The sequence below is a fragment of the Sphingomonas echinoides genome, assembly GCF_029623395.1.
In the GTDB taxonomy this organism is placed as follows: domain Bacteria; phylum Pseudomonadota; class Alphaproteobacteria; order Sphingomonadales; family Sphingomonadaceae; genus Sphingomonas; species Sphingomonas echinoides_A.
Map to the genome: position 1 here is coordinate 33,458 of NZ_JAPYKK010000004.1, position 24,219 is coordinate 57,676.

Annotated in this window: 25 protein-coding genes; 12 read left to right on the plus strand and 13 right to left on the minus strand. The window is 63.9% G+C overall.

Annotation, left to right across the window (positions count from 1 at the left end):
• Positions 1–67: 67 nt before the first annotated feature.
• The 4 genes from QBJ92_RS03785 to QBJ92_RS03800 form a co-directional block, all read right to left on the minus strand.
• Positions 68–751, minus strand: coding sequence for a DUF4230 domain-containing protein (locus tag QBJ92_RS03785; protein WP_277968350.1), 684 nt, complete (start codon positions 749–751; stop codon positions 68–70).
• On the minus strand, positions 748–1,605 hold the full coding sequence (locus QBJ92_RS03790) for an MBL fold metallo-hydrolase (RefSeq protein ID WP_277968351.1): 858 nt from the start codon (positions 1,603–1,605) through the stop codon (positions 748–750). The genes QBJ92_RS03785 and QBJ92_RS03790 overlap by 4 nt, the downstream gene beginning before the upstream one ends.
• Before the next feature lie 367 nt (positions 1,606–1,972).
• On the minus strand, positions 1,973–3,709 hold the full coding sequence (locus QBJ92_RS03795; RefSeq protein WP_277968352.1) for a M56 family metallopeptidase: 1,737 nt from the start codon (positions 3,707–3,709) through the stop codon (positions 1,973–1,975).
• Positions 3,706–4,074, minus strand: a complete 369-nt coding sequence (locus QBJ92_RS03800; protein WP_277968353.1) for a BlaI/MecI/CopY family transcriptional regulator — start codon at positions 4,072–4,074, stop codon at positions 3,706–3,708. The genes QBJ92_RS03795 and QBJ92_RS03800 overlap by 4 nt, the downstream gene beginning before the upstream one ends.
• A 160-nt stretch (positions 4,075–4,234) precedes the next feature.
• Here QBJ92_RS03800 and QBJ92_RS03805 point away from each other — a divergent pair, with 160 nt between their 5' ends.
• The 7 genes from QBJ92_RS03805 (at position 4,235) to QBJ92_RS03835 (ending at position 10,726) form a co-directional block, all read left to right on the plus strand.
• A complete protein-coding gene (locus tag QBJ92_RS03805) occupies positions 4,235–4,927 on the plus strand; it encodes a VIT1/CCC1 transporter family protein (protein ID WP_277968354.1) in 693 nt (230 codons plus the stop codon).
• Positions 4,928–4,997: 70 nt separating this feature from the next.
• Entirely contained in the window at positions 4,998–5,699 is a 702-nt protein-coding gene (locus tag QBJ92_RS03810) for a CoA transferase subunit A (protein WP_277968355.1), read from the plus strand.
• 272 nt (positions 5,700–5,971) lie between these two features.
• Positions 5,972–6,730, plus strand: coding sequence for an HAD family acid phosphatase (locus QBJ92_RS03815; RefSeq protein ID WP_277968356.1), 759 nt, complete (start codon positions 5,972–5,974; stop codon positions 6,728–6,730).
• Positions 6,730–7,380 carry a CoA transferase subunit B gene (locus QBJ92_RS03820; protein ID WP_277968357.1) on the plus strand — a complete coding sequence of 217 codons (651 nt, stop codon included), beginning with the start codon at positions 6,730–6,732 and terminating at the stop codon, positions 7,378–7,380. The genes QBJ92_RS03815 and QBJ92_RS03820 overlap by 1 nt, the downstream gene beginning before the upstream one ends.
• A gap of 117 nt (positions 7,381–7,497) precedes the next feature.
• Positions 7,498–8,931, plus strand: a complete 1,434-nt coding sequence (gene leuC, locus QBJ92_RS03825; RefSeq protein WP_277968358.1) for a 3-isopropylmalate dehydratase large subunit — start codon at positions 7,498–7,500, stop codon at positions 8,929–8,931.
• 201 nt (positions 8,932–9,132) lie between these two features.
• Positions 9,133–9,762, plus strand: coding sequence for a 3-isopropylmalate dehydratase small subunit (gene leuD, locus QBJ92_RS03830; RefSeq protein ID WP_277968359.1), 630 nt, complete (start codon positions 9,133–9,135; stop codon positions 9,760–9,762).
• Positions 9,725–10,726, plus strand: coding sequence for an NADPH:quinone oxidoreductase family protein (locus QBJ92_RS03835; protein ID WP_277968360.1), 1,002 nt, complete (start codon positions 9,725–9,727; stop codon positions 10,724–10,726). The genes leuD and QBJ92_RS03835 overlap by 38 nt, the downstream gene beginning before the upstream one ends.
• 77 nt (positions 10,727–10,803) lie before the next feature.
• Here the strand turns inward: QBJ92_RS03835 and QBJ92_RS03840 are convergent, their stop codons facing one another.
• Entirely contained in the window at positions 10,804–12,234 is a 1,431-nt protein-coding gene (locus QBJ92_RS03840; protein ID WP_277968361.1) for an Nramp family divalent metal transporter, read from the minus strand.
• A gap of 144 nt (positions 12,235–12,378) precedes the next feature.
• Between QBJ92_RS03840 and QBJ92_RS03845 the strand changes: the two genes are divergently transcribed.
• The 4 genes from QBJ92_RS03845 (at position 12,379) to QBJ92_RS03860 (ending at position 15,115) form a co-directional block, all read left to right on the plus strand.
• A complete protein-coding gene (locus QBJ92_RS03845; RefSeq protein ID WP_277968362.1) occupies positions 12,379–12,702 on the plus strand; it encodes a DUF1476 domain-containing protein in 324 nt (107 codons plus the stop codon).
• Positions 12,702–12,941 (plus strand): BolA family transcriptional regulator, encoded by a 240-nt coding sequence (locus QBJ92_RS03850; protein ID WP_277968363.1) that lies wholly within the window; start codon positions 12,702–12,704, stop codon positions 12,939–12,941. Before QBJ92_RS03845 ends, QBJ92_RS03850 begins: the two co-directional genes overlap by 1 nt.
• Before the next feature lie 5 nt (positions 12,942–12,946).
• Positions 12,947–13,279, plus strand: a complete 333-nt coding sequence (grxD, locus tag QBJ92_RS03855; RefSeq protein WP_277968364.1) for a Grx4 family monothiol glutaredoxin — start codon at positions 12,947–12,949, stop codon at positions 13,277–13,279.
• Positions 13,280–13,483: 204 nt separating this feature from the next.
• Complete coding sequence (locus tag QBJ92_RS03860; protein ID WP_277968365.1) at positions 13,484–15,115, plus strand: thiamine pyrophosphate-binding protein; 1,632 nt, start codon at positions 13,484–13,486, stop codon at positions 15,113–15,115.
• 57 nt (positions 15,116–15,172) lie between these two features.
• Here the strand turns inward: QBJ92_RS03860 and QBJ92_RS03865 are convergent, their stop codons facing one another.
• The gene (locus tag QBJ92_RS03865) at positions 15,173–15,343 is read right to left on the minus strand and encodes a CsbD family protein (RefSeq protein WP_277968366.1); all 171 of its coding nucleotides are present in this window, start codon (positions 15,341–15,343) and stop codon (positions 15,173–15,175) included.
• 96 nt (positions 15,344–15,439) lie between these two features.
• On the opposite strand from QBJ92_RS03865, the gene QBJ92_RS03870 reads away from it, so the two are divergent.
• A complete protein-coding gene (locus tag QBJ92_RS03870) occupies positions 15,440–15,991 on the plus strand; it encodes a class I SAM-dependent methyltransferase (protein WP_277968367.1) in 552 nt (183 codons plus the stop codon).
• A gap of 7 nt (positions 15,992–15,998) precedes the next feature.
• Here the strand turns inward: QBJ92_RS03870 and QBJ92_RS03875 are convergent, their stop codons facing one another.
• From QBJ92_RS03875 to QBJ92_RS03905, 7 genes are all read right to left on the minus strand, one after another.
• Positions 15,999–17,180 carry a class I SAM-dependent RNA methyltransferase gene (locus tag QBJ92_RS03875; protein ID WP_277968368.1) on the minus strand — a complete coding sequence of 394 codons (1,182 nt, stop codon included), beginning with the start codon at positions 17,178–17,180 and terminating at the stop codon, positions 15,999–16,001.
• Positions 17,177–18,586 carry an NAD(P)H-hydrate dehydratase gene (locus tag QBJ92_RS03880; protein WP_277968369.1) on the minus strand — a complete coding sequence of 470 codons (1,410 nt, stop codon included), beginning with the start codon at positions 18,584–18,586 and terminating at the stop codon, positions 17,177–17,179. The genes QBJ92_RS03875 and QBJ92_RS03880 overlap by 4 nt, the downstream gene beginning before the upstream one ends.
• Positions 18,583–18,927 (minus strand): hypothetical protein, encoded by a 345-nt coding sequence (locus QBJ92_RS03885; RefSeq protein ID WP_277968370.1) that lies wholly within the window; start codon positions 18,925–18,927, stop codon positions 18,583–18,585. Before QBJ92_RS03885 ends, QBJ92_RS03880 begins: the two co-directional genes overlap by 4 nt.
• A gap of 19 nt (positions 18,928–18,946) precedes the next feature.
• On the minus strand, positions 18,947–20,668 hold the full coding sequence (ilvD, locus tag QBJ92_RS03890) for a dihydroxy-acid dehydratase (RefSeq protein WP_277968371.1): 1,722 nt from the start codon (positions 20,666–20,668) through the stop codon (positions 18,947–18,949).
• An 8-nt stretch (positions 20,669–20,676) separates the two neighbouring features.
• A complete protein-coding gene (locus QBJ92_RS03895; protein ID WP_277968372.1) occupies positions 20,677–21,411 on the minus strand; it encodes an N-formylglutamate amidohydrolase in 735 nt (244 codons plus the stop codon).
• 202 nt (positions 21,412–21,613) lie between these two features.
• Positions 21,614–22,438: a 4-(cytidine 5'-diphospho)-2-C-methyl-D-erythritol kinase gene (locus QBJ92_RS03900; protein WP_277968373.1), complete on the minus strand. Its 825-nt coding sequence runs from the start codon at positions 22,436–22,438 to the stop codon at positions 21,614–21,616.
• Between the two features lie 12 nt (positions 22,439–22,450).
• On the minus strand, positions 22,451–24,094 hold the full coding sequence (locus QBJ92_RS03905) for an electron transfer flavoprotein-ubiquinone oxidoreductase (protein WP_277968475.1): 1,644 nt from the start codon (positions 24,092–24,094) through the stop codon (positions 22,451–22,453).
• Positions 24,095–24,219: the final 125 nt, after the last annotated feature.

The window sequence follows — 24,219 nt, forward strand, 5'->3', positions numbered from 1 at the left end:
CCGCCTTTACAGCGGTGCACATGGCCCCGGCGGCGGCGGCGATCAACCCATCACGGTACACCCATGATTAGCGGCGGTTACCCAGCACCTCCGCGATCGAGCGCGTGGTGTCCCAAACTTCGCTATTGTCGTGCGCCTCGTCGGCGAAACGCACCTTCACGGTCGCGTCCAGGCCAGCGGCGCTCAACGGCAGCGCGAAGCTTCGCTCCACCGCGCGGCGGGTCGCATCGCGCGCAAACTTCATCGGCACCGGCTCATGCGCCTGGCGAATCAACTCGCGCTGCCCGGCGGCCCGGTTCGCCGCCTGCAATCTGGCGTCCGCGTCGCTGATCGCGGACAGCAGACCACCCTCGCCATATTCGCGGATTTGCGTCAGGTCGATCTGCGGCGGCGAGACCTCGATCGGCGGGAGCGTCACGCCCAGCGTCCGGGTCTTGGCGTCCCACGTCACGTCGCGCGCGGTCAGCTTCGCCATGTCGACGCGATATTCGACATTGCCGGGCATGATCAGCGTCTTCTGGCTCGTCAGGCCATATTGAGACTGGGTCGAGGTCGATACCGCGACATAGCGCGCCGCAAAGGCGGAAAGTCGGTTCTGCTCGCGCAGGCCCTGCAACGATCCACTCACGATCGTCACCGGGTCGGGGCCAGCCAGCTTGTGCTCGACCATCGCCCCAAGGCCCCAGAACAGCGCGAGCACGAACAGCGCGAGCAGCGCCAGCGCGCCCGCGAATTTCCCTAGAAAGCTCATGCCACCACGCTCCACACGTCGCCCGCCGCCCGAACCTGCCCGCGCTGCGCCAGATCGATCAGATGCGCGAGGACCGAGCGTTCGGCGGCGGGGAACAGCCGCGGGTCGATCCCGACATACATTCGCCCGACCATTGCCGGGACCGTCTCGGGCGCGGTGCGCAGCATCCGCAGGACTTGTCCTTCGCGCTGCTTGCGATGCCCGAGCATCCCACGCACCAACCGCTGCGGGCTCTCGATCGGGTCCCCATGCCCCGGATAATAGATCCGGTCGTCGCGCGGGAGCAGCTTCTCAAGGCTCGCCATATAGGCGCCCATGTCGCCGTCCGGCGGGGAGACGATGCTCGTCGACCAGCCCATGACATGATCCCCCGAGAACAACGCCTTCGTCTCGGGCAAGGCAAAGGCGAGGTGGTTGGAGGTGTGGCCCGGCGTCGGAAACGCGGTCAGCGTCCAGCCTTCCCCGCTGATGCTTTCGCCGTCGCGCAGCACGCGATCGGGCATATACCCCGTGTCAAACGCCGCATCCGCGCGCGGCCCGAGATCTTGCAACGTCAGCGGTGCGCAGCCGATGATCGGCGCGCCGGTGATCGCGGCGAGCGGACGCGTCGCCGGGCTATGGTCGCGGTGGGTATGCGTTGCCACGATCGCAGTGACGCGCCGCCCCGCAATCGCCGCGACCAGCGCGGCGATGTGCGCGGGGTCGTCGGGTCCGGGGTCGATGATCGCGAGGTCGCTCGTCCCGACCAGATGCACTTGCGTCCCGGTATAGGTGAAAGGCGACGGGTTCGGCGCCAGCACGCGTGCCACAAGAGGTTCGCGCTGTTCGGGCACCCCGGTCTGTTGCTCGCTCATAGCATCGAAATGGCGGCTCGCGGCGTGGCGCGCAACCCCGCGCCGCGTGCGGCCCCGGCGAAAGCGCCTCCGCCTGCAGCCCTTGCGGCTTCCCGTGAAGGCGAGACCTCCGGCGAACCGCTGTTCGTTCTCCTGCGAAGGCAGGAGCCCAGGAGTCACACGCGCCGCGCGGGGTTGGATTGCTTGGCTCTGAGTTCCTGCCTCCGCAGGAAAACCGCGTCCCGCTCGGGAAGCGCCAGTCGTCCTGCCTCTTGGGACACGGCTGAGGCGGCGCGCAACTGTTCGAAGCCCTCAGCTTCCCCGGAGCACGCCTCCGGTTGCGCGCAATCTCCATCCCCGGAGGCAACGCCTCCGGGGATGGATCGGATCACCGCGCGCGCGCTACGTTGCTTTCGAGTTCCGCAATTGACGTATTCATCGCATCCAGCGCGGACCGCCGCGCCTCGGTTGGCACGTTGCGGTTGATGAGCATCCGCGCCCGCGCCGTCCGCAACCCGTCGAGTGCCTGGCGATACGCGCGCTGTTCCATCAGACGCCCGTTCATTGCCAGTTGCGCGCCCCTTGCCGCCGCCGCGGCACCCCGCGCCTCGGCTGCCGCAATCCGATCGGTGCACACCGTGATCTGCCGACGGCCGCCCCGCTCTTCCTCGAGCGTCATCCGGCGGGGATCGCCCCGCGTACCGCACGCCATCGAGCGGACTTCGGGAACCTTCGGCACCGCCGGGATCGCGGGTGGCGCCGGCAGGTGCACGACCGTGCCGTCCTGCTGGATCAGCGTCGACTGACCGTCGCGACCGAGCTTTACGTACTTGCCGTGCCGCACCACGCGTTTGCCGTTCTCGTCGACTGTGACGACGGTGGTTCCCCCCTTCCCCTCCCACACAGGCGGCGGAACGGGAACGTGCGGTGCCTGCGGGGCTTGGGGCGGCTGCGCGGCCCAGCTCTGGTCCGGACGGGTTTCGGGCGCAGCGATCGCCGGGCGTGCCGCTACCACTTCGCCGGGGACGTCGGGCGTTTCCGGCGTTTCGGGGGTCGGCGGCACGGTTGGGAGTGCTGCGTCCGGATATTGCGGGGTATCCGGTGCGGATGGCGGCACGAGCGCCGCAATGTCCACGCCGGTCGCGCGTTCCACGTCGGAGCGAACCCGCGCCGCCGCCGCACTGCCCGAGGCGGTCAGGCCGAGCCCGCCGAGCGTCAGCACTGCGATCAGCGCGCCGCCACCCGCGAGCCGGAGCCGTGAGGTGCGCCGTGTCGTCAGCATCCGCAGCCGCCGCTTGAGGTCGTCTACCGTGTTGAGGTGGCAAGTCGCGGCGACGGTGCCGTACAGTGCCGGGTGTGCAGCCTTGACGATCGCGCAGGCATAGGTGTGGCGGCGCATCGGGTTCATCCCCGCGAGCACCCGCGCGTCGTTGGCGATTTCCTGGTCAGCGCGAAAGGCACGGAAGGCGCGCCACGCAACCGGGTTGAACCAATGGACCGCGAGCACGCCGAGCGCGATCCAGTTCGCGATCAGATCGCCGCGCGCATGATGGCCAAGCTCATGCGCCAGCGCCAGGTCGCGTTCCTCGGGCTCATACCGCGCCGCGAAATCGCGCGGGAAGGCGACGTAGCGCCGCACCACTCCGAAGGCGAGCGGGCCGCTCGCCGCATCGCTTTCGATCACGCGGACGCCGTCCAGGTCGATCTGTTGCGACACGCTCGACAGCATCCGGTTGCAGAACCGGCGATGCGACAGCGCATGCCACACAAAGAAACCGCCGGCCCCGGCCAGCCACACCAGCGCGATCATCGGCAGGATCCACGCGCTGCCCGCCGCCGATGTGGCCTGTGCGCTGTGTTCGGCCAGCAGCAAACCGACCGTATCGGCGTTAAAGTGCAGCGGAACGACGGCCGCTTGCGGCATTAGGACGTGTGCTGCGGCGGTCCACGCGGCCGGCAGCGGCGGCAGGACGAGTCGTAGCACCGGCAGTGCCCACAACGCATAAGCGACATTCGCCCCGAACGCGCGCCGCACGGGTTCGCGCAACACCAGCACCACGATCATCAGGACGCTCGACGCGATCAGCGCCTCGATTGCCCAGCTTGCTCCGACCGGCCCGATCATCCCTTCAGTCCCTTCAACAGAACCTCGATCTCCGCGATATCCTGCGCGGTCAGTTCATCGCGTTCGGCAAGATGCGCGACCAGCGGGGTCAGTTTCCCGCCGAACAACCGGTCGATCAAGCGTTTTGATTCGCCTGCGACATAATCCGTACGCTGCACCAGCGGCCGGTACAAATAGCGTCGGCCATCCGCTTCATGCGCAATGATGTTTTTCGCAAGCAACCGGCCCAGCAAGGTCTTGACGGTATTGGCGGTCCAGTCGCGCGTCGCGGGAATCCGCTCGGCCACGTCTTGCGCGGTCAGCGGGCTTTCGTCCCACAGCACTTCCATGACGGTATGCTCGGCATCGCTGATCTTCTCTGGCATTCGAGTCGCCTCCGTACTGATTACAGCTGTAATCGTATCGATTACATCCGTAGTCAAGAGCCGTACCGCGGGCGCTGTAGGCGACCTTCGCGACTTTTGCCGTCGACGCGCGAGCCCAAGCATCTGGCTTGCCACCACTAACCGCGCTACGCCCCGGAGCATGATCCGCCCCCCCGAAAAGCACCTCGTCCAGCGCGTCGGCTGGCTCCGCGCCGCCGTCCTCGGCGCCAACGACGGAATTCTGTCGACCGCCAGCCTGATCGTCGGCGTCGCCGCCGCCGCGCGGGCGCCCTCCGAAGTCGTGCTGACGGGCGTCGCCGGGCTGGTCGCCGGGGCGATGTCGATGGCGGCGGGGGAATATGTCTCGGTCAGTTCGCAATCCGACACCGAAGCCGCCGATCGCCGCCGGGAAGCCGCCGAAATCGATGACGATCCCAAGGCCGAGACGCGCGAACTCGCCGCGATCTACCGCCACCGCGGGCTCGATGCCGCCCTGTCGCTCCAGGTCGCGCAGCAACTGATGGCGCACGATGCGCTTGGCGCGCACATGCGGGACGAACTGGGCATCCACGAGGTGATGGAGGCGCGTCCGGTTCAGGCGGCGCTGGCGTCCGCCGCCAGCTTCGCGCTGGGGGCGATTTTCCCCGTGCTGATGGCGTTTCTGTTCCGCGGCACCGCCTTGATCGAGGCGGTCGTCGTGACAACGCTGGTTTTGCTCGCTTTGCTCGGCGCGACTGGTGCGCGGATCGGGGGCGCACCGCTCGGGCGCGGCGCGCTGCGCGTGCTGTTCTGGGGGGCGCTGGCGATGGCGGTGACGGCCGGGATCGGCCATCTGGTCGGCGCGCAGGTCTGAGCTCTCCACGCGGGTTGACCCTCCGCCTCACCCCGCTCTAATCGGGCCACATCCTCCGAAAGGACCGTTCATGCGCAAGATCTATCCCGATGCCGCCGCCGCCCTGGAAGGGGTGCTCCACGACGGCATGATGATCTGCGCGGGCGGCTTCGGCCTTTGCGGCATTCCCGAACGCCTGATCGATGCGATCCGCGACGCCGGCACCAAGGACCTGACGATCGCAAGCAACAACGCTGGGATCGACGGCGAGGGCCTGGGCAAGCTGCTCCGCACCCGCCAGATCAAGAAGATGATCTCGAGCTACGTCGGCGAGAACAAAGAATTCGAACGGCAATATCTGGCGGGCGAACTAGAGGTCGAATTCTGTCCGCAAGGGACGCTGGCCGAGCGGTGCCGCGCAGGTGGCGCGGGTATCCCCGGCTTCTACACCAAGACGGGCGTCGGCACGCTCGTCGCCGAGGGCAAAGAAGTGAAGAGCTTCGACGGGGAGGACTATATCCTTGAACGCGGCATCCGCGCCGATCTCGCGATCATCAAGGCGTGGAAGGCGGACGAGAGCGGTAACCTGATCTTCCGCAAGACCGCGCGCAATTTCAACCAACCGATGGCGACGGCTGGCAAAGTCTGCGTCGCCGAGGTCGAGGAAATCGTGCCCGTCGGTGCGCTCGATCCAGACGCGATCCACTTGGCGGGCGTGTACGTCCAGCGTCTCGTCCTCGGCGCGCCGTACGACAAGAAGATCGAGTTCCGCACCGTCCGCGAGGCCGCGTGAAGAAGGGGCTTTCATTGAGCCCCTCCCCTTCAGGAGCGCCGGGTGAACAGCGCCCAGCGCTGTTCAGGTCATGCTGGGAGCATGACCGACCCGGCGCTGGGTTGGGGTGGGGAAGTCCAGCAAAACCCAGCTCTCTGCAAGGCACAGCCCCACCCCCAACCCCTCCCCTGAAGGGGAGGGGCTTGATACTGGCGGCACTGGCGCTCTCAGCCTGCACGACGACGCCGCCCGTCGCTGTGGCGCCCCCAAGCAGGCCCGCTGTCCCGCCCGAAATGCAGTACCTCTACGGTTCTGGCGAAGCCGCCGCGCAAGCGCTTCAGACCTGGCGGCAGCTGACGCAATTCGCTGCGGCGCAGGTTGCTGCGACCCCAACGGACTCCGCCGTCCTCGCCCCCGACGCCACGCTCGCCGCACCCAAATGGGTGCCCTGCGGCATCAAGCCAAAGGCTGCCGTCTTCGACGTCGACGAAACCGCTCTCCTCAACCTCGGCTTCGAGGCGAACGACGCCGCACACCCGGCGCCGTACAACCAAAAGACATGGGACGCCTGGGAGCTAACCGACCTCGACAAAGTCGCCCCGCAACCCGGCGCGGCCCAGGCGCTCGAAGCGCTTCGCCGCATGGGCGTGACCGTGATATTTAACACCAATCGCTCGGCAGCCCATGCCGACGTAACCCGCGCGACGATCGAGCGCGCCGGGCTCGGGCCGGCGGTGCATGGCGAAACGCTCTACCTCGCAGGCGACGATGCAATGGGCAGCCGCAAGGATGGCCGCCGCGCCACGATCGCGGCCAAGTTCTGCGTGGTCGCGATGGGCGGAGACCAGCTCGGCGATTTCAGCGACCTGTTCAACACTGCCCTCACTCCGCCCGCGCGGCGCGCCGCTGTCCAGCGCGAGCCAATTGCAGCCAAATTCGGGGCCGGCTGGTTCATCCTGCCCAACCCGGTGTACGGCAGCGCGCTCAAGGGCAGCTTCGACGACGTTTTCCCGCACGACAAACGCTGGGCCCCGCCCGCAGGAGACAAGTGATGGCCGATCAGGCAAAAGGCTGGACCCGGGACCAAATGGCCGCCCGCGCTGCGCAGGAGCTGCAGGACGGGTTCTACGTCAATCTCGGCATCGGCATTCCCACGCTGGTCGCCAACCACATTCCGCAGGGCGTCGAGGTGACGCTGCAATCCGAGAACGGAATGCTCGGCATCGGCCCCTTCCCGCTCGCGGGCGAAGAAGATGCGGACCTTATCAATGCTGGCAAGCAGACGATCAGTGAATTGCCGCAAAGCGCCTATTTCAGCTCGTCCGATAGCTTCGCGATGATCCGTGGCGGCCACATCGACCTGACCGTCCTCGGCGCGATGGAAGTCGCCGAGAATGGCGACATCGCCAACTGGATGATCCCGGGCAAGATGATCAAGGGCATGGGCGGCGCGATGGATCTGGTCGCGGGGGTGAAGAAGATCATCGTCGTGATGGAGCATACATCCAAGAACGGGGACCCCAAGTTCATTCCCGCCTGCACCCTGCCGCTGACCGGTAAGAACGTGGTCGACATGATCATTACCGATCTGGCCGTGTTCCAGCGCGCTGATCACAACTCCCCATTCAAACTGGTGGAAACCGCACCCGGCGTAAGCAGCGACGAGATCGCGAGCAAAACGACCGCCCACTACGTCCTGTAGTACCACCTTCGCGGGGCTACGGTCAGGCGCTCGACGTCGACAAAATGACGTAGCCACTGCGCAACAAACGCGGTGCGTAACATTGCATTCACGCATTTTTCAGTTAAAGCGCGCAACATGTCCAGCCAACCCCTGACTTTGTACGAAAAGATTTGGGCCGATCACGTGGTCGAACGCCGCGACGATGGGACCTGCCTGATCTATATCGACCGCCACCTCGTCCATGAAGTTACGAGCCCGCAAGCGTTTGCCGGTCTGCGCGCTAACGGACGAAGCGTCCGTCGCCCCGATCTCACGCTCGCGGTTCCGGACCACAACCTCCCGACCACGCCGCGTCGCGATGCCAGCGGCGCGCGCCTGCCAATCGCGGATCCCGAAAGCGTACAGCAGCTCGATGCGCTCAAGCGCAACACGCGCGAGTTCGGCATCGATTACATCGACGCGATCGCAGCGGCGCAAGGGATCGTCCATGTCGTCGGCCCGGAGCAAGGCTTCACCCTTCCCGGCACGACATTGGTATGCGGCGACAGCCATACCTCGGCGCATGGCGCGCTCGGTGCGCTCGCCTTCGGGATCGGGACGAGTGAGGTCGAACACGTTCTCGCAACCCAGACCCTCTTGCTGAGCCAATCGAAGACGATGGAGATCCGCGTCGACGGCACGCTCGGCTTCGGGATCACACCTAAGGATGTCATCCTCGCGATCATCGGCAAGATCGGCGCTGCGGGCGGAACGGGCCATGTGCTCGAATATACCGGGTCGATCATCCGGGAGATGTCGATCGAGGGCCGACTGACGGTTGCCAACATGTCGATCGAAGGGGGCGCCCGCGCGGGTCTGGTTGCCCCCGACGATACAACGTTCGCGTATCTTAAAGGCAAACCGATGGCCCCGAAGGGCGATGATTGGGATCGCGCGGTCGCCTATTGGCGTACGCTGCCGACCGACCCCGGCGCGCGCTATGACCGCACGGTCACGCTAGACGCTACCAACATCGCCCCGTTGCTGACGTGGGGTACGAGCCCGGAGGACGTCGTCGCGATCACGGGCACCGTTCCCGACCCCGATAGCTTCGCCGATCCGGCAAAGCGCGATGCAGCCCGCAAATCGCTCGAGTACATGGGGTTGACGGCTGGCACGGCGATGCAGGACGTTGGGATCGATTACGTGTTCATCGGCAGTTGCACGAACAGCCGCATCGAGGATCTGCGAGCTGCGGCTCAAGTCGCCAAGGGTCGGCACGTTGCGGATGGCGTCCATGCGCTGGTCGTTCCAGGCTCCGGTCTGGTCAAGCGTCAGGCGGAGGCAGAGGGTCTCGACCGCATTTTTGTGTCAGCCGGTTTTGAATGGCGCGAACCGGGATGTTCGATGTGCCTTGCAATGAACCCCGATAAAGTACCGCCTGGTCTCCGTTGCGCTTCAACTTCGAACCGCAATTTCGTAGGGCGTCAAGGGCCGGGTGCGCGCACGCATCTGGTTTCGCCGGCCATGGCGGCGGCAGCCGCCGTTACCGGGCGATTGAGTGACGTGCGCGATCTTGTAACGGCGTAAGGGGGGACAAACCATGAAGCGTGTTCTAATTTTGTTGGTGATGGGGACATTGGCAAGCGGTATCGCCGCTTACGCCGCAACTGCGCGCACCAGCGCGAACGACGCGATTGCCTCCAAAGACCGGTGACCCCTGTGCAGACTGGTGCCGTTTTCCCCGGCTCCGGTGTGCCCGCCTGACGCGACAGACCATAGGATTAAGCGATGCAGCCCGTCACGCAAGTTTCCGGCACGGCCTACCCGTGGGGCCAGAAAAATGTCGATACCGACGTCATCATTCCGGCGCACTGGTTGAAGACGGTGACGCGCGAAGGCCTCGGCAAGGGCGCGTTTGAGACAGTGCGCGCTAAACCCGGCAACATTTTCGATGATCCCCGTTACCACGGCGCCCCGATCCTGATCGCTGGCGACAATTTTGGCTGCGGATCGAGTCGGGAACATGCGGCGTGGGCGCTTGCCGACCTGGGGATCACCGCCGTGGTTGCACCGAGCTTTTCCGATATTTTTTCCGGCAACGCGTTCAAGAACGGAATTGTCGCCGTGGTTTTGCCACAAGCGGCAATCGATCGGCTTTTGGAAGTCGCACAGGATCAACCCGTGACGATCGATCTGGAAACGATGACCGTCACGACACCGTATCAGGACCGCTTTTCGTTCGAGCTCGACGCCTTCCGCCGACAGTGCCTGATGGAAGGGCTGGACGAGATCGGCCTGACCCTGGCAAGAGATACCGCGATTTCGAAATACGAAGCCGGGGTAAGCGAACACCGGCCGTGGATGAGCGGAGAACGGGCGGATGCGAGCACTCTTGTCGAAAGCGCCGGGCGGACCTGAAACGCTAATCATGGACACGCTGCCCGATCCCGTGGCGGCATCGGGTCAGGTGGTGGTCGCGGTCAAGGCGTGCTCGATCAACTACCCCGACGTCCTGATCATCGAGGACAAGTATCAGTTCAAGCCACCTCGCCCATTCGCGCCTGGCAGCGAAATTGCTGGTGTCGTAGAGAGTGTCGGCCCTGGTGTTACCGACTGGAAACCTGGCGACCGCGTGATTGCGACCACCGGCTCGGGCGGGCTGGTCGAAAAAGTCGCCCTGCCTGCGGCCAGCCTGTTCGCGCTTCCGGAAGGGCGCAGCTTCGCTGAGGGCGCGTCGCTACTGCTGACCTACGGCACCACGATCCATGCCCTGATCGATCGCGGCCGCCTGGCTGAGGGGCAAAGCCTTCTCGTCCTCGGTGCAGCGGGCGGGGTTGGGCTCGCTGCGATCGAACTGGGCAAGGCGTTCGGCGCGCGCGTGGTCGCGGCGGTTTCGTCGGAGGAAAAGGCGCAGGCCGCCCGCGATGCCGGTGCCGACGCAACGATCATCTACGCCCGGGCACCCTTCGACAAGGATCAGTCCAAGGCGCTCGCCGAGCAATTCAAGGCGGCGGGCGGCGCAGGCGGCTACGACGTGATCTACGATCCGGTCGGGGGGGATTACGCCGAGCCCGCTCTCCGCTCGATCGGCTGGGAAGGCCGTTACCTCGTGGTTGGCTTTCCCGCTGGCATCCCGAAACTGCCGCTCAACCTGACCCTGCTCAAAAGCTGCGACGTCTGCGGCGTGTTCTGGGGAGCATTTGCGGCACGCGACCCCAAGGCAAACCGAGCTCATATCGACCGTCTTTTCCGGCTTTGGCAGGATGGCAAGATCGCGCCACGCGTGACAGAGACGTTCGCGTTCGAGGACGGTGGCAAGGCAATCGCGAAAATGGCCGCGCGGGGAGCGATCGGCAAACTCGTGGTTACGGTCGCACAATAGCCGCGACACGTGGGACGGGCGTGCGCTCGTCCCACGGTATCGCAACACTTCCGCATTCGAAAATTCTTTCGACCGGCTCAGGTCGCGCGGTAGACGAACCGCACGTAGCCAGCGAATCCGAGTATCGCGGCACCGATCAATCCCACCCAGATCGGCCCGATCGTCTCCCACAACAGGTAGACGTTGAGCCCAGCGATCGCAGTGCAGATCGTGAAACCCACGAGCTTGACCCACAGCGGATTGGCATATTCCCCCATCCGCACCGGGCTGCTCGTCACCATCATCAGCGGGAAGATCGCGAACGGGAGCTGCATCGACAGGACGACCTGGCTTACGACCAGCAATTCCACCGTATCTTTCCCGCCCGTCGCGGAAATGACGATCAGGGCCGGAATGATCGCCAGTCCACGCGTCACCAGACGTCGCAGCCACGGGGCCACCCTGATGTTGAGAAAACCCTCCATCACGATTTGCCCCGCCAGTGTCCCGGTGATGGTACTGGATTGACCTGAGGCAAGCAGGGCCAGCGCAAAAGCAGTTGCCGCGGCACCACCCAGCGCCGGACGAAGCAACTGATGCGCTTCCTGCAATTCGGACACGACCATACCGTTCCGCCAGAAGACCGCTGCAGCCAGTATCAGGATCGCCGCGTTGACGAAAAACGCCATGCCCAGCGCGAGAATGGTGTCGATCGTGTTGAACGCCAGAGCCGCTTTGACGTCGCGTTTCCCCGCGCCGAATGCGCGGGTCTGGACGATCGACGAGTGCAGATACAGATTGTGCGGCATGACCGTCGCGCCGAGAATCCCCAAGGCGATCAACAGCGCCGCGGTATTAGGTATCGCGGGCGTCACCGCCCCCAACACGACTGCGTTCCAGTCCGGTTTGGCCAGCACGATCGTGTACGCAAAACACAGCCCGATGGTCGCCACCAGAACGATGATGATCGCCTCGATCTTGCGAAACCCGCGGTTGACCAGCAGCAGCAAGAGCAAAACATCGAGACCGGTGAGGACCACTCCCCACACCAGCGGCAACCCCAACAGCAAGTTGAGCGCGACTGCAGACCCGATCACTTCCGCCAAGTCGCACGCGATGATTGCAATCTCGCACAGCAACCACAGGGCAATCCCGACCGGGCGCGCGTAATAATCCCGACAGGATTGAGCGAGGTCGCGACCGGTGACGATCCCAAGCCGCGCGCACAACACCTGAAGGAAAATCGCCATCAGGTTCGATGCGAGAATGACCCACAGCAGCGTATAGCCGAACTGGCTGCCCCCCGCGAGATCGGTGCCCCAATTGCCGGGATCCATATAACCGACCGAAACGAGGAAACCCGGACCCGCGAACGCCAGCCACTGCCGGAAGCGCGAACGCTTTGGGTCTCCCGACTCCCAAACCTTCACGCTGCGATGCGCTTCCGGCAGCGACCGTGTGGCGTGGGCAGAGTCGGCCGGTGCACCGACCCGCTCGAACAGGGGACGTTTCGGGGGAGAAGATGCCATGCCTAGAAAGCCCTAACCGAACTCCGATGATTCTCCGACCCGGTTTTGCACGACGAACGTTCCGACAGCGATGCGTTGCACCAGCGCGACGCTGCCCCTATCTCCGTTACATCATTTCTCACCGTTTCCGGGGACCAACGTCACATGAGCAGCTTCGACGATCGCGAGCGCGCATTCGAAACCAAATTTGCACGTGACGAAGAGATGGCTTTCCGCATCATCGCCCGGCGCAACCGCTTGCTGGGGCATTGGGCGGCTGCGGAGATGCGGCTGACCAAGGAGGAGGCTGACGCCTATGCGACCGCGGTCGTCCAGGCTGATTTTGAAGAAGCCGGCGACGAAGACGTTATCCGCAAGCTGGTCAGCGATCTGACCGCCGCTAATATCGCGATCGACGAAGCCACCATTCGTCGCACGATCGAAGAGAAGACGATCGAGGCACGTCGCCAGTTGATGGGATCCGAATGATGCCAATGTCTGCTGACGAAATTGAAGCGCTGATCGTCGCCGGTATTCCCGATGCTCGAGTCGAGATGACCGATCTCGCGGGTGACGGCGACCATTGGGCCGCACGTGTCACCGCAGAAAGTTTCCGCGGCCTGCCGCGGTTGAAGCAACAGCGCGCCGTTTACGCCGCGTTGGGCGATCGCATGGGGGGCGTGCTCCATGCACTGCAGCTCTCCACTGCCGTTCCTGTTCAGGAGTAATGATGATGACCGACGAATCCCACACCCGTATCGCCGAGATAGTCGGCAAGTCCGACGTTGTGCTGTTCATGAAGGGCAGCCCCCTCTTCCCGCAGTGCGGCTTTTCGAGCCGTGCGATCGCAATCCTCAACCATGTCGGCGTCGAGTTCGACAGTGTCGACGTTTTGCAGGACCAAGGCATCCGTCAGGGCATCAAGGCTTTCTCTGATTGGCCGACGATCCCGCAGCTCTATGTAAAGGGTGAATTCGTGGGCGGGTCCGACATCATGATGGAAATGTACGAGAGCGGCGAATTGGCTTCGCTGATGGAAGAACAAGGCGTCGCGAAGGCTCACTGATCTGGTCGGGTGGGTCTTTGCTGTCGCGCCAAGACCCACCCTGCTGAAGCGGCCTCACCCGCCGCATGCTGACCACAGAAGTTTCGGATCATTCTACAGCCAATGTCCCGTTTGACGGGACGATATGAAGCTCGAGCAAGGGGCTTCCCCGGCGACCGTCACGGCCCTTTTGCGCTGCTGACGAAGCATCGCTAAGATCACGCCATGACATCGCTTTCTCCTCGCACCGGTGGCCGGATTTTGGTCGACAACCTTCTGGCGCAGGGGTGTGACCGCATCTTCACCGTACCGGGGGAAAGTTTCCTCGCGGTTCTGGATGCGTTGTACGATTCACCGCAGATCGACCTTACCGTTTGCCGGCAGGAAGGTGGCGTGGCGTTCATGGCGTGCGCAGATGGCGCCTTGACCGGGCGACCGGGCATTGCGTTCGTGACCCGTGGTCCGGGCGCTACCAACGCGTCGATCGGCGTTCACGTCGCCATGCAGGATTCGCAACCGATGATCTTGTTCATTGGCGATGTCGACCGCGGCACGCGGGATCGCGAGGCCTTTCAGGAAATCGACTTTCCGGCGATGTTCGCGCCGATCGCGAAATGGGCGGCCAAGATCGATGATGCTCGCCGTATTCCCGAGTATGTTGCCCGGGCTTTCGCCGTCGCTATGTCTGGTCGTCCTGGACCTGTCGTCTTGGCGTTGCCCGAAGACATGCTGCTCGACGTCGTCGAAACTGTAGACCGTCCAAGGGTTGCGCCAGTCGTACAGGCTTGTGACCCGTTTCAGCTCCATGTCTTGGCAGAAATGCTGGAGGAGGCACAGCAGCCACTTGCCATCATCGGCGGCGCTGGGTGGAGCGCGCGAGCTGCCGAATCGTTCGGCATCTGGGCGGAACGGAGCGCACTTCCGGTTGCTGCCGCATTTCGTCGTCAGGATGCGCTGCCCAATACGTCGCCGGTCTGGGCCGGCAACCTTGGATATGGGCCCAACCCCGCCCTCGTAAAGCGAGTTCGAGAGGCTGACTTGCTGCTCGTCGTCGGCCCGCGACTGGGGGAGGCCACGACGGACGGTTACACGCTCGTCACGCCGGACCACGTTGGCCAGCGGCTCGTGCACGTTCACCCGGATGCGACTGAACTGGGCCAGACCTACCGTACCGATCTTGCGATTTGCGCGGACATGGGATCGTTCGCCGAGGCGCTCCACTCGATTACTTGCCGACCGCGGGACGGTACCGAAGCGCACGATGCGTATCTTGCGTGGTCGACACCGTTGCCACGACCTGACGTAACGCTCGATTTGGGGCCGTGCGTCGCCGAGATGCGCGCGCAGCTGCCCGCCGACAGCATCATATGCAACGGCGCTGGAAACTACTCAGGCTGGTGGCATCGCTATTGGCGGTATGACGGACCTGGGACGCAGCTGGCGCCAACTGCCGGTGCCATGGGTTACGGCGTCCCGGCCGCCACCGCCGCCGCACTGCGATATCCTGGCCGGATGGTTGTCACGCTTGCGGGGGACGGCTGCTTTCTGATGAACGGTCAGGAACTCGCGACCGCGGTTGCCCATAAAGCCGACATGCTGGTCATAATCGTCGACAACGCCGCCTACGGTACGATTCGAATGCATCAGGAACGCGCATTTCCCTCTCGTATCAGCGGGACAACGTTGAATAATCCGGATTTCGCAGCCTTGGGCCGCGCGTACGGTTGTTGGGCGGAAACTGTCGAAACGACCGGTTCGTTCGCCCCGGCCCTTGGACGCGCCATGGCGCAGACCGGGGTCAGGGTTCTTCACCTCAAAACCGACGTACGGGTGATCACGTCCGGAGGCATGCTCTAGACATAGCAAGGCCGCCCCGGTTTCCCGGAGCGGCCCACGCAACTTACAACGAGCTGATCAGATGTCGTCGCCGAGCGCGCCCTTGACCTTGCCACCCAGCTGCTGGGCCTTGCCCTTGGCTTCCTGCGCTGCGCCGTCTGCCTGCGTCTCAGGATTGTTGCTTTCCTGCTTAACCTTGCCAACGGCCTCGTTGACGTTGCCTTTGATCTTGTCGATGAGTTCGCCCATGGCACTTATCCTTTCGGTTCTAGGTGATGTCGCAAACCGACATCCGCCACTCCCGTCAACTAAACGGTTATTTTGCATACCGGTTCCCAAAAACTCATGACGGATAACGCACCCGCGGGCAGCTTCGTCGGCAAAGCGTGGATCGACCGTCTCGTCGCTCCGTTGGCGACGGGAAGCACTATCCTCGACTTGGGTTGCGGCGACGGACAGCCGATTGCGCGATATTTGATGGATCGTGGCTTCGCCCTTACGGGAGTTGATGCCGCAGGATCAGTCATCGCGCTGGCAACCACCCGCTTCCCCCGAGGCCAGTGGATCAAGGCGGACATGCGGACGGTAGCGATCGACCAGACTTTCGATGCGGTAATCGCGTGGAATTCGCTGACCTGGCTCAGCCATGATGACCGCGCCGTCATGGCGCGCCGTGCCGCCGCCTGGCTCAAGCCTGAAGGGCGGATGCTCTTCAATGCGCCTGCGGATCTCGACCCAAGCAGAAAGGACTATCGCGACGGGTCGCCATACCGATTCGACCTCGAAGCGACGAATTACTCCGACGCGATCGCCGATAGCGGGCTGCGCCTGATCGCGCATATGACCGCCGACCCAAGCTGCGATGACGCCGGAATATGGCTCGCCGAGAAACTCTAGACCGACGTCACCGCCGAAACAGCGCAGCCAACTCGGTATGCGTCGACCACCGGAATTGTCCGATGGGCTGGATCCATTCCAGTCGGTACCCACCTTTGCACAACGTTTCCGCGTCCCGGGCGAAGCTACTCGGATTGCAGGATACATAAGCAATTACAGGTACGGTCGACGCGGCCAGTTGAGCAACCTGCTCCCGTGCGCCTGCCCGCGGCGGATCCAGTACGACGGCGGCGAAGCGCGAGCATTCCGCGCTTGTCAACGGTCGGCGGAAAAGGTCGCGATGCTCGGTAAAGAGCGTTCGCCCGGCGCGACTGGCTCCGGCCTGAAGCGCAAGGATCACGTCGCGACCGGCCTCGGCTGCATAAACCTTTCCCGACAGAGAAAGCGCGAATGTGCCAAGTCCGGCGAACAAGTCGGCGGTCGCTCCGCGCACCGTTCCAACCGCCTCGCGGACCGAAGCGATCAGGCTTTCCTGTCCTTCGCGCGTAGCCTGAAGAAACGACGCCGGGGGAAACGGCACAGGAACGCCGCCAAACGTGATCGTACCGCCCTCGGGTTCCCAACGGGTTTCAGGCCCGAGACCATCGTCCACCGCCAGCCGCGCTATCGCGTGATCAGCACAAAATCGGGTTAACGCTTCGGCAACGGCAAGACTTTCCGCGAGCGTCCCTTCTATCAGCACGTCTATGCCCTGATCGATCTCGGTCAGATGGACCCGCGCCCGTCCCTTCAAAGACTTCGACAAGAGCTTCCGTAACGGTGCCAGCATCTGGAAGAGCGCAGGCGTGAGGACATGGCATTCCTTCAAGTCCACGATCTCGTGGCTTGCCGCCGCACTGAACCCCAGCTTGATCGTTCCGCCCTTAACCTCTGCGTGCAACGTCGCACGGCGCCGTGTTTGGGGCGGCGATAGCATCGGTTGCCGAATATCGGTCACTAAGGCATGCGCTGCCAACGCCCCCGCGATCCGATCGACAAGGAAAACGGCATAGCTCTCGTCGTCGAGATGTTGGAGCTGGCAACCGCCGCACACTGGAAAATGCCCGCAAGGTGGTATTTGATGATGCGGCCCAGGCTCGACGACATTGTCTGCCGTCAATCGGTCGCCTGGCGCGGCAAATTTTGCATGACGGCCGTCGCCGGTCACGCCATCGCCGCGTGCGGCTACTTTCACGATCGTATCGGTCATATCGACGCCCTAGCGGCACCGAGCCCGTGCGCAAGATCATCGGCGAGGAAAGGACCGGACAACCGTCGCGCCGCCTCCGAGTGGAGCCATACGCCAGCGGCGACGCGATCGATCATCCGAACGGCTGCAAGATCTTTCGCCGCAACCATTGCAGCAATTGCCCCAGTCAGCACGTCTCCCGTTCCTGCCGTCGAAAGCCAGCTGTTTGCGGGTTGGGTCACGATCGCAGCACCATTCGGCCCGGCGATGATCGTGCCCGCTCCTTTCAGCACGACGATTGCCTTTGCGGTTTGCGCCGCAGCCGTCGCCTGCTTGATCCGCGGGGTGTCGCTGGCCCCGAATACGGCATCGAACTCGCCAGCGTGGGGTGTCAGTATTGTCGGCGCGGTACGGCGGCGGATTGACGCCATACGCCGTTTATCGATCAACTGCAGGGCATCACCGTCGATGATCAGCGCAGTGTCGACGTCGAGCGCCCGGTCCAGCATCGCTCCAGCCGCGGCATCGCGGCCAAGCCCGGGACCGATCACGATTGTACCGATCCGAACGTCGCCAAGCGCATCCGGTTCATACGGTCGCCGTACGATCGCATGCGGCACTGTCGTTCGTGTTTCCCCCAGCAGCAGCACATACCCTGCCCCGGCGCGCAACGCCGCCTCCGCTGAGAGCTCTCCGGCGCCAGGCATCGCGCCTGCAATGACCGCGACCATGCCACGCGTGTATTTGTGTGCTGCAGCTCCCGGCGCTTGGAGAAACGTGGGACGCTGGACAACTTGCCACTTCGTATCGGATTGCGGCCCTAGACCTATGTCTAATAAGCGTATTTTCCCGCAATACGTGGCCGCGGGAACCAGCAGATGCGCTGGTTTCACGTTGCCCAAGGCCAGCGTCACGTCCGCGACCGTCGCCGCCCCGAGGACTGCACCTGTATCGGTATCAACGCCACTTGGCAGGTCGACCGCAATGACGAGGCGCGCCGCGCGGGAAAGCCGCGCCATTGTCTCAGCAAGATCCGGATCGACCGGTCGGGTAAGACCCGTGCCGAACACGGCATCGAGCAAGACGGGCGCGGGCGCCGCCACATTCAATGGCTCGACCGGACCACGCCAATGCGCGCGTGCGGCAATTGCTGCATCACTGCTCGGATCGGCCAAGGCTGCGACCCGAACCGCTAAGCCCATGTCGCGTAATGTGAGCGCCGCGACGTACCCATCGCCGCCGTTGTTCCCGGCTCCGCAGGCGACGAGAATCTCCGATTCCCCCGCTAGGCGCCGAACTGCCTTCGCCACTGCCACGCCAGCGGCATGCATCAGACTGTCTACGGTAACCTCGTCGACCATCGCCCTCGCCTCGGCACGCCGCATTTCTGCGGCGCTCAGAATGGAGGTTCCGTCGATCGGGGTCATTCGATGAGCCTTACGCCCTTGATCGTCGACGGCAGACGATACCGGTCCCGGCCAATCGCGACCTCTATTGCCGCGGCGTTCAACACGCGCAAGACCGCCGGTTCCGCGCCATCGGCGGCAACGACACCATGGCCGTCCCTAGGCACGATCATCCGGCGGAACGCGCCATCCGCATGACGCACGGTGAGGGCCAGCCCCTCGCGGGTTTGCATCACTTCAAGGGTACAAGTTGCCGCAAGACCGACCCCGGCTTCCGAACAGGCGATGGGGTCGCCTTTCGGGGCTTCGCTTTCCGGGATCGGCTGCTGGCCACACGCCCCCAATGACACCGCCAGCGCCATCAGCAGCGTACAGACCGACTTAGATGTCCGCGTAAACATGACGTTCGGTTGCTGCTCCAGGATGCGTTACCGCACCCTTATAGGCAGGACCGACCGTCTGCGAATAGCGCCACAACGCGCCGGACTGGTAATCGTTGATCCGCGCCACCCAGTCGGCCTCGCGCGCCGCGAGGGTTTCCGGCGCGACGTCGAGGTCGATCGTCCCGGCCTCGGCATCGATTCGGATCGTGTCGCCATCTTGCACCAACGCAATCGGACCGCCTTCCGCCGCTTCGGGACCAACATGACCGATGCAGAACCCGCGCGTCCCACCCGAAAACCGGCCGTCGGTGATCAGTGCGACCTTCTCGCCAAGTCCGAGCCCGTACAGAGCCGCCGTGGTCGACAACATTTCGCGCATCCCAGGACCACCTTTCGGCCCTTCGTAGCGAATGACGATCACCTCGCCCTCGTTGATGGCGCGCGCCTCGACCGCAGCGAAACAATCCTCCTCGCAGTCGAACACCCGGGCCGGACCTTCGAACTGGAGCCGATGCATCCCCGCGACCTTGACGATCGCTCCATCGGGCGCAAGCGAGCCACGCAGACCAACGACACCGCCGGTTGGCGACAGCGGCGTCTTGACGTCGTAGATCACCTTTTGATCGGGGTTCCACGTGACCTGATCAATGTTCTCGCCGAGCGTCTTGCCAGTCACGGTGAGGCAGTTGCCGTCCAAGAATCCACCCGCCAGCATCGTCTTCATCAGCATGTACACGCCGCCAGCCTCGTACATATCCTTGGCGACATACTTCCCGCCTGGCTTGAGGTCGGCGATGTAAGGTGTTGATTTAAAAGCCTCAGCAACGTCGAACAGGTCGAACTCGATCCCCGCTTCGCTCGCCATCGCCGGTAAATGCAACGCAGCGTTGGTCGAGCCGCCAGTCGCCGCAACGACGCGCGCTGCGTTGACGAAGGCTTCGCGCGTGCAAATGTCCCGCGGCCTGATGTTGGCTTCAATCAGTGCCATCACTTGCTCGCCCGCAGCAATCGCAATCTCGTCCCGGCCGCGATACGGCGCGGGCATCATGTTGGAGTTGGGGAGCGAAAGCCCGATTGCCTCGCCGACGCACGCCATCGTGTTCGCGGTGAACTGGCCGCCGCATGCACCGTGGCCGGGGCAGGCGACTTTCTCGAGCTCGATCAGTTCCTGCAGCGGACAACCGCCAGCAGCATATTTGCCGACCGCCTCGAATACGTCGACGACGGTGACGTCCTTGTCGTGGAAACGCCCCGGAAGGATCGACCCGCCGTAAACAAAGATGCTCGGCACGTTGAGCCGCAGCATCGCCATCATCATCCCGGGCAGCGATTTGTCGCACCCGGCAAAGCCGACCAGCGCATCATAGCAATGGCCGCGGACTGACAGCTCAACCGAGTCGGCGATGACTTCGCGACTGACCAGCGAGGACTTCATGCCCTGATGGCCCATCGCGATCCCGTCAGTAACGGTGATCGTGTTGAACCGACGCGGCATCCCGCCACCGCTGATGACCCCCGCCTGGGCGGCATCCGCTTGCGAATCCAACGTCGTGTTGCACGGTGCCGAATTGTTACCGGCACTCGCCAAGGCGACGAACGGCTTGGCGATGTCCTCTTCGGCGATCCCCATCGCGTAATAATAGCTACGGTGCGGGCTGCGCTCGGGCCCGACCGAAACGTGACGGCTGGGGAGCTTCGATTTGTCGAAAGTGCGTGTCATGCGCGCGCCTATGTCGCGAGACGCCCCTCTCGCGCAAGTCTATTACGTATTTCCAGCAGGATTGGCGCCAGAATGTCGGTCCAGCGCTGGACGCCGGCTTCGTCAGACAGCAAATCGTTGCGGATTTCGATCGCAATGCCAGGGATTCCCCGGCCCTCGCCATGCCGGTTCAACGTCGCGTTGAGCAGGCGGCCCGAGTAGGGTTCGTTGTCGCCAACGACGAGGCCAAGCTCACGTAACAAGGGCAATGCAATATCGGCGGCGCGCCGATCGCGGTTGGAAAGAATCCCGATATCCCATGGGCGTAACGGATTCTCACCGGCTTCCAGTTGCGGGGTGAAACTATGGATCGCGGCCAGTAGCTTCGGTTTTACGGCTCTAATGGTCTCGTCCAGCGCGCGGTGATACGGCCTGTGAAACCGCGCGATCCGGTCGTCTCGGTCGATATCGACGTTGCCGGGAATGGGATGGCCGTCGCTGACTTGCGGGATCAGCCCGGGATGGTCCGGCTGGCGGTGAAGATCGATGACCAGCCGCGATACCGTTGCCAGAACAGCCGGCGCCGCGAGCGCGTGGGACAATGCCCTCGTCAGCGGGGCGGTTCCGATGTCAACGCCGACGTGCTTGTCGAGAATAACCGGTGAAATTCCAAGGTCTACGCCTGCGGGAACCACGTTGGACGCATGGTCGCACAGCAGGAGGATTCCGCCCGACGCGCCATTGAGGATCTCGGGTATGCTCATGCGCGGATGGGGGCGGCAAAGTTACCCTCGCCGCCCCTCGGCCTGGATGGCGCGCGGCGTAGCCACGGACCATCGATGGGCGAACCACGGGCAGCAGCGGACCCATCGACGAGTCCCTCAGCAAGGATCACGCCAGGCGCGAAAACCCGTGCATTTTGACGCCGAATGACGCAATTACGTCCCGGTTTGATACGGTAAAGTGTCATGCGAGTGCCGTTTTAAGACACCACCAGTCCGGTTTTGCAGCCATTATTGCAGTGGCTGCCGCTGCGCGGTCCGCGACGGTGGCGTAAAGGGCGAAACAGGTGGCGCCAGACCCCGACATCCGTGCCAGGACATGGTTACCCCCATTCAGGTAATCAAGCACCAAGCCGATTTCAGGCGCCACGGCGCGGGCCGGTGCTTCGAGATCGTTTCGTCCGGCACGCGCGAGGGACAAGACGTCGCCGTCCGGCATCGGTCCGCGATCGATGCCGTCCCATCCCCGGAAGACGGCCGCCGTCGATACCGCCACTCCCGGGTTGACCAGCAACACGGGCATCCCTGACGGACCATCGAGCGGCTCCAGATGCTCTCCGCGGCCCGACCCCAGCGCCGTACGCCCCAACAGGCACGCGGGCACGTCCGATCCGAGAACCGCGGCGATCTCGAACAGGCGAGGATCATCGACCGCAACGTCGTTGGCCCGGGCAAGCGCGCGCAGCGCGGCGGCAGCATCCGCCGAACCGCCGCCGATTCCGGATGCGACGGGCAGATGCTTGTCGAGCGTGAACGCACCGCTGACGCTCGTCCCGAACCGCTCGGCGAACGCTCGCGCGGCGCGCAAGACGAGATTATCGCCCTCGCCCGAAAGCCCTGACCCAAACGGTCCTGTGATGGTCAAGGACAACGGACCCGGCGCCAGCGTCACCGTGTCCCCGTCCGTGACGAACGCGAACAGCGTTTCCAGTTCGTGATATCCGTCGGCGCGTCGCGAACGGACGTGGAGCGCCAGGTTGATCTTGGCCGGAGCCGATTCGACAATCATGGAGCCCCGCTATCACATGTTCGGATAGTTCGGACCCCCGCCGCCTTCCGGCACCGTCCACGTGATGTTCTGGGTCGGGTCCTTGATGTCGCACGTCTTGCAGTGCACGCAATTCTGCGCGTTGATGACGAACTTGGGGTCGCCCTCTTCCTCGCCGACGATTTCGTACACACCCGCCGGGCAATAGCGCTGCGCGGGTTCGTCGTAGAGCGGCAGATCGTACTTCACCGGAATGTCCGGGTCCGCGAGCTTCAGGTGAACCGGCTGGTTTTCCTCGTGATTGGTATTCGAGATAAACACCGAGGACAGCCGGTCGAACGTCAGGACGCCATCGGGCTTGGGATATTGAATCGGGTGGACCTGATCCTTGCGCCACAGCGTCTTGTGGTTGGCGTGATGCTTCATCGTGAACGGCATCTTCACGCCCCAGCTCTCCAGCCACATCGTCGCATTGGCGAGCCCGGAGCCGATCAGCTCGCCGAACTTCTCCACCAGCGGCACGACGTTGCGGACGATCGAAAGCTCCTTCTTGACCCAGCTTTCCTCGAACGCTGCCGGATACGCCGCAAGTTCGTCATGCTGGCGCTGCGATGCGATCGCGTCGACCGCGGCTTCGGCGGCCATCATGCCCGACTTCATTGCGGTATGCGTACCCTTGATCCGCGGTACGTTGAGGAAGCCCGCCGAACAGCCGATCAGCGCCCCGCCCGGGAACACCAGCTTCGGAATCGACTGCAAGCCGCCATCGTTGATCGCGCGCGCGCCATACGACACGCGCTTGGCGCCTTGCAGCATCTCCGCGATCGCAGGGTGCGTCTTCCAGCGCTGCATCTCGTGGAACGGTGACAGGTGCGGATTGGTGTAGCTCAGCCACGTCACGAACCCGAGCGCGACCTGACCGTTCGCCTGATGATACAGGAAGCCGCCACCGTTCGAGCCGGGCGTCTCGTTGAGCGGCCAGCCCTGTGTATGAATCACACGACCGGGAACGTGCTTGTCGGGCGCAATGTCCCACAGCTCCTTGATGCCGATCCCGTACACCTGCGGCTGGCTGTCCCGTGCAAGATCGAACTTGGCGATGATCTGCTTGGACAGCGACCCGCGCACGCCTTCGCTGAGGAAGGTGTACTTCGCGTGGATCTCCAGGCCTGGCGTATAGTCCGGCTTGTGCGAGCCATCGCGCGCGACGCCCATGTCGCCGGTCGCGACGCCCTTCACCGAGCCATCTTCATTGTACAGGATTTCGGCGGCGGCAAACCCGGGGAAGATCTCCACCCCCAGTTCCTCCGCCTGCCCCGCCAGCCAGCGGCACAGATTGGCCAGACTGCCGGTGTAGGTGCCCTTGTTGTGCATAAAGCCGGGCGTGATGAAATGCGGCACCGCGCGCTTGCCGCGCTTGGACAGCATCCAGTGCTGATTGTCCGTCACGGGGACTTCGGCCAATGGACATCCCATAGTGCGCCAGTCGGGCAGCAACTCGTCGAGCGATTTCGGATCGATGACCGCGCCGGACAGGATGTGCGCGCCGACTTCCGACCCTTTTTCGAGCACGCACACCGACAATTCGAGGTCGCGTTCGGCCGCCACCTGTTTCAGTCGAATCGCGGCGGACAGGCCGGCAGGCCCCGCGCCGACGATCACAACGTCATAGGGCATCGACTCACGCTGGGTTTCGGTCTCGCTCACGGTGTCTCTCCACTGCGGTTGGGGCAGCGCAGTCTCGTCGCGCCCGCGGAACGTCCGGCCCCATCGCTATAAAAACCGAGTGCCAGTGAATTGAC

What these genes read in the sequence shown, in the direction of transcription:
- leuD (WP_277968359.1), top strand. Translation starts at nt 9,133, where the DNA reads ATGCAGCCCGTCACGCAAGTTTCCGGCACGGCCTACCCGTGGGGCCAG.
- QBJ92_RS03840 (WP_277968361.1), bottom strand. Translation starts at nt 12,234, where the DNA reads ATGGCATCTTCTCCCCCGAAACGTCCCCTGTTCGAGCGGGTCGGTGCA.
- ilvD (WP_277968371.1), bottom strand. Translation starts at nt 20,668, where the DNA reads ATGACACGCACTTTCGACAAATCGAAGCTCCCCAGCCGTCACGTTTCG.
- QBJ92_RS03900 (WP_277968373.1), bottom strand. Translation starts at nt 22,438, where the DNA reads ATGATTGTCGAATCGGCTCCGGCCAAGATCAACCTGGCGCTCCACGTC.
- QBJ92_RS03820 (WP_277968357.1), top strand. Translation starts at nt 6,730, where the DNA reads ATGGCCGATCAGGCAAAAGGCTGGACCCGGGACCAAATGGCCGCCCGC.
- QBJ92_RS03895 (WP_277968372.1), bottom strand. Translation starts at nt 21,411, where the DNA reads ATGAGCATACCCGAGATCCTCAATGGCGCGTCGGGCGGAATCCTCCTG.
- QBJ92_RS03865 (WP_277968366.1), bottom strand. Translation starts at nt 15,343, where the DNA reads ATGGGCGAACTCATCGACAAGATCAAAGGCAACGTCAACGAGGCCGTT.
- QBJ92_RS03845 (WP_277968362.1), top strand. Translation starts at nt 12,379, where the DNA reads ATGAGCAGCTTCGACGATCGCGAGCGCGCATTCGAAACCAAATTTGCA.
- QBJ92_RS03805 (WP_277968354.1), top strand. Translation starts at nt 4,235, where the DNA reads ATGATCCGCCCCCCCGAAAAGCACCTCGTCCAGCGCGTCGGCTGGCTC.
- grxD (WP_277968364.1), top strand. Translation starts at nt 12,947, where the DNA reads ATGACCGACGAATCCCACACCCGTATCGCCGAGATAGTCGGCAAGTCC.
- QBJ92_RS03790 (WP_277968351.1), bottom strand. Translation starts at nt 1,605, where the DNA reads ATGAGCGAGCAACAGACCGGGGTGCCCGAACAGCGCGAACCTCTTGTG.
- QBJ92_RS03795 (WP_277968352.1), bottom strand. Translation starts at nt 3,709, where the DNA reads ATGATCGGGCCGGTCGGAGCAAGCTGGGCAATCGAGGCGCTGATCGCG.
- QBJ92_RS03835 (WP_277968360.1), top strand. Translation starts at nt 9,725, where the DNA reads ATGCGAGCACTCTTGTCGAAAGCGCCGGGCGGACCTGAAACGCTAATC.
- QBJ92_RS03800 (WP_277968353.1), bottom strand. Translation starts at nt 4,074, where the DNA reads ATGCCAGAGAAGATCAGCGATGCCGAGCATACCGTCATGGAAGTGCTG.
- QBJ92_RS03810 (WP_277968355.1), top strand. Translation starts at nt 4,998, where the DNA reads ATGCGCAAGATCTATCCCGATGCCGCCGCCGCCCTGGAAGGGGTGCTC.
- leuC (WP_277968358.1), top strand. Translation starts at nt 7,498, where the DNA reads ATGTCCAGCCAACCCCTGACTTTGTACGAAAAGATTTGGGCCGATCAC.
- QBJ92_RS03875 (WP_277968368.1), bottom strand. Translation starts at nt 17,180, where the DNA reads ATGACCGATACGATCGTGAAAGTAGCCGCACGCGGCGATGGCGTGACC.
- QBJ92_RS03850 (WP_277968363.1), top strand. Translation starts at nt 12,702, where the DNA reads ATGCCAATGTCTGCTGACGAAATTGAAGCGCTGATCGTCGCCGGTATT.
- QBJ92_RS03885 (WP_277968370.1), bottom strand. Translation starts at nt 18,927, where the DNA reads ATGGCGCTGGCGGTGTCATTGGGGGCGTGTGGCCAGCAGCCGATCCCG.
- QBJ92_RS03815 (WP_277968356.1), top strand. Translation starts at nt 5,972, where the DNA reads ATGCAGTACCTCTACGGTTCTGGCGAAGCCGCCGCGCAAGCGCTTCAG.
- QBJ92_RS03860 (WP_277968365.1), top strand. Translation starts at nt 13,484, where the DNA reads ATGACATCGCTTTCTCCTCGCACCGGTGGCCGGATTTTGGTCGACAAC.
- QBJ92_RS03905 (WP_277968475.1), bottom strand. Translation starts at nt 24,094, where the DNA reads ATGCCCTATGACGTTGTGATCGTCGGCGCGGGGCCTGCCGGCCTGTCC.
- QBJ92_RS03880 (WP_277968369.1), bottom strand. Translation starts at nt 18,586, where the DNA reads ATGACCCCGATCGACGGAACCTCCATTCTGAGCGCCGCAGAAATGCGG.
- QBJ92_RS03785 (WP_277968350.1), bottom strand. Translation starts at nt 751, where the DNA reads ATGAGCTTTCTAGGGAAATTCGCGGGCGCGCTGGCGCTGCTCGCGCTG.
- QBJ92_RS03870 (WP_277968367.1), top strand. Translation starts at nt 15,440, where the DNA reads ATGACGGATAACGCACCCGCGGGCAGCTTCGTCGGCAAAGCGTGGATC.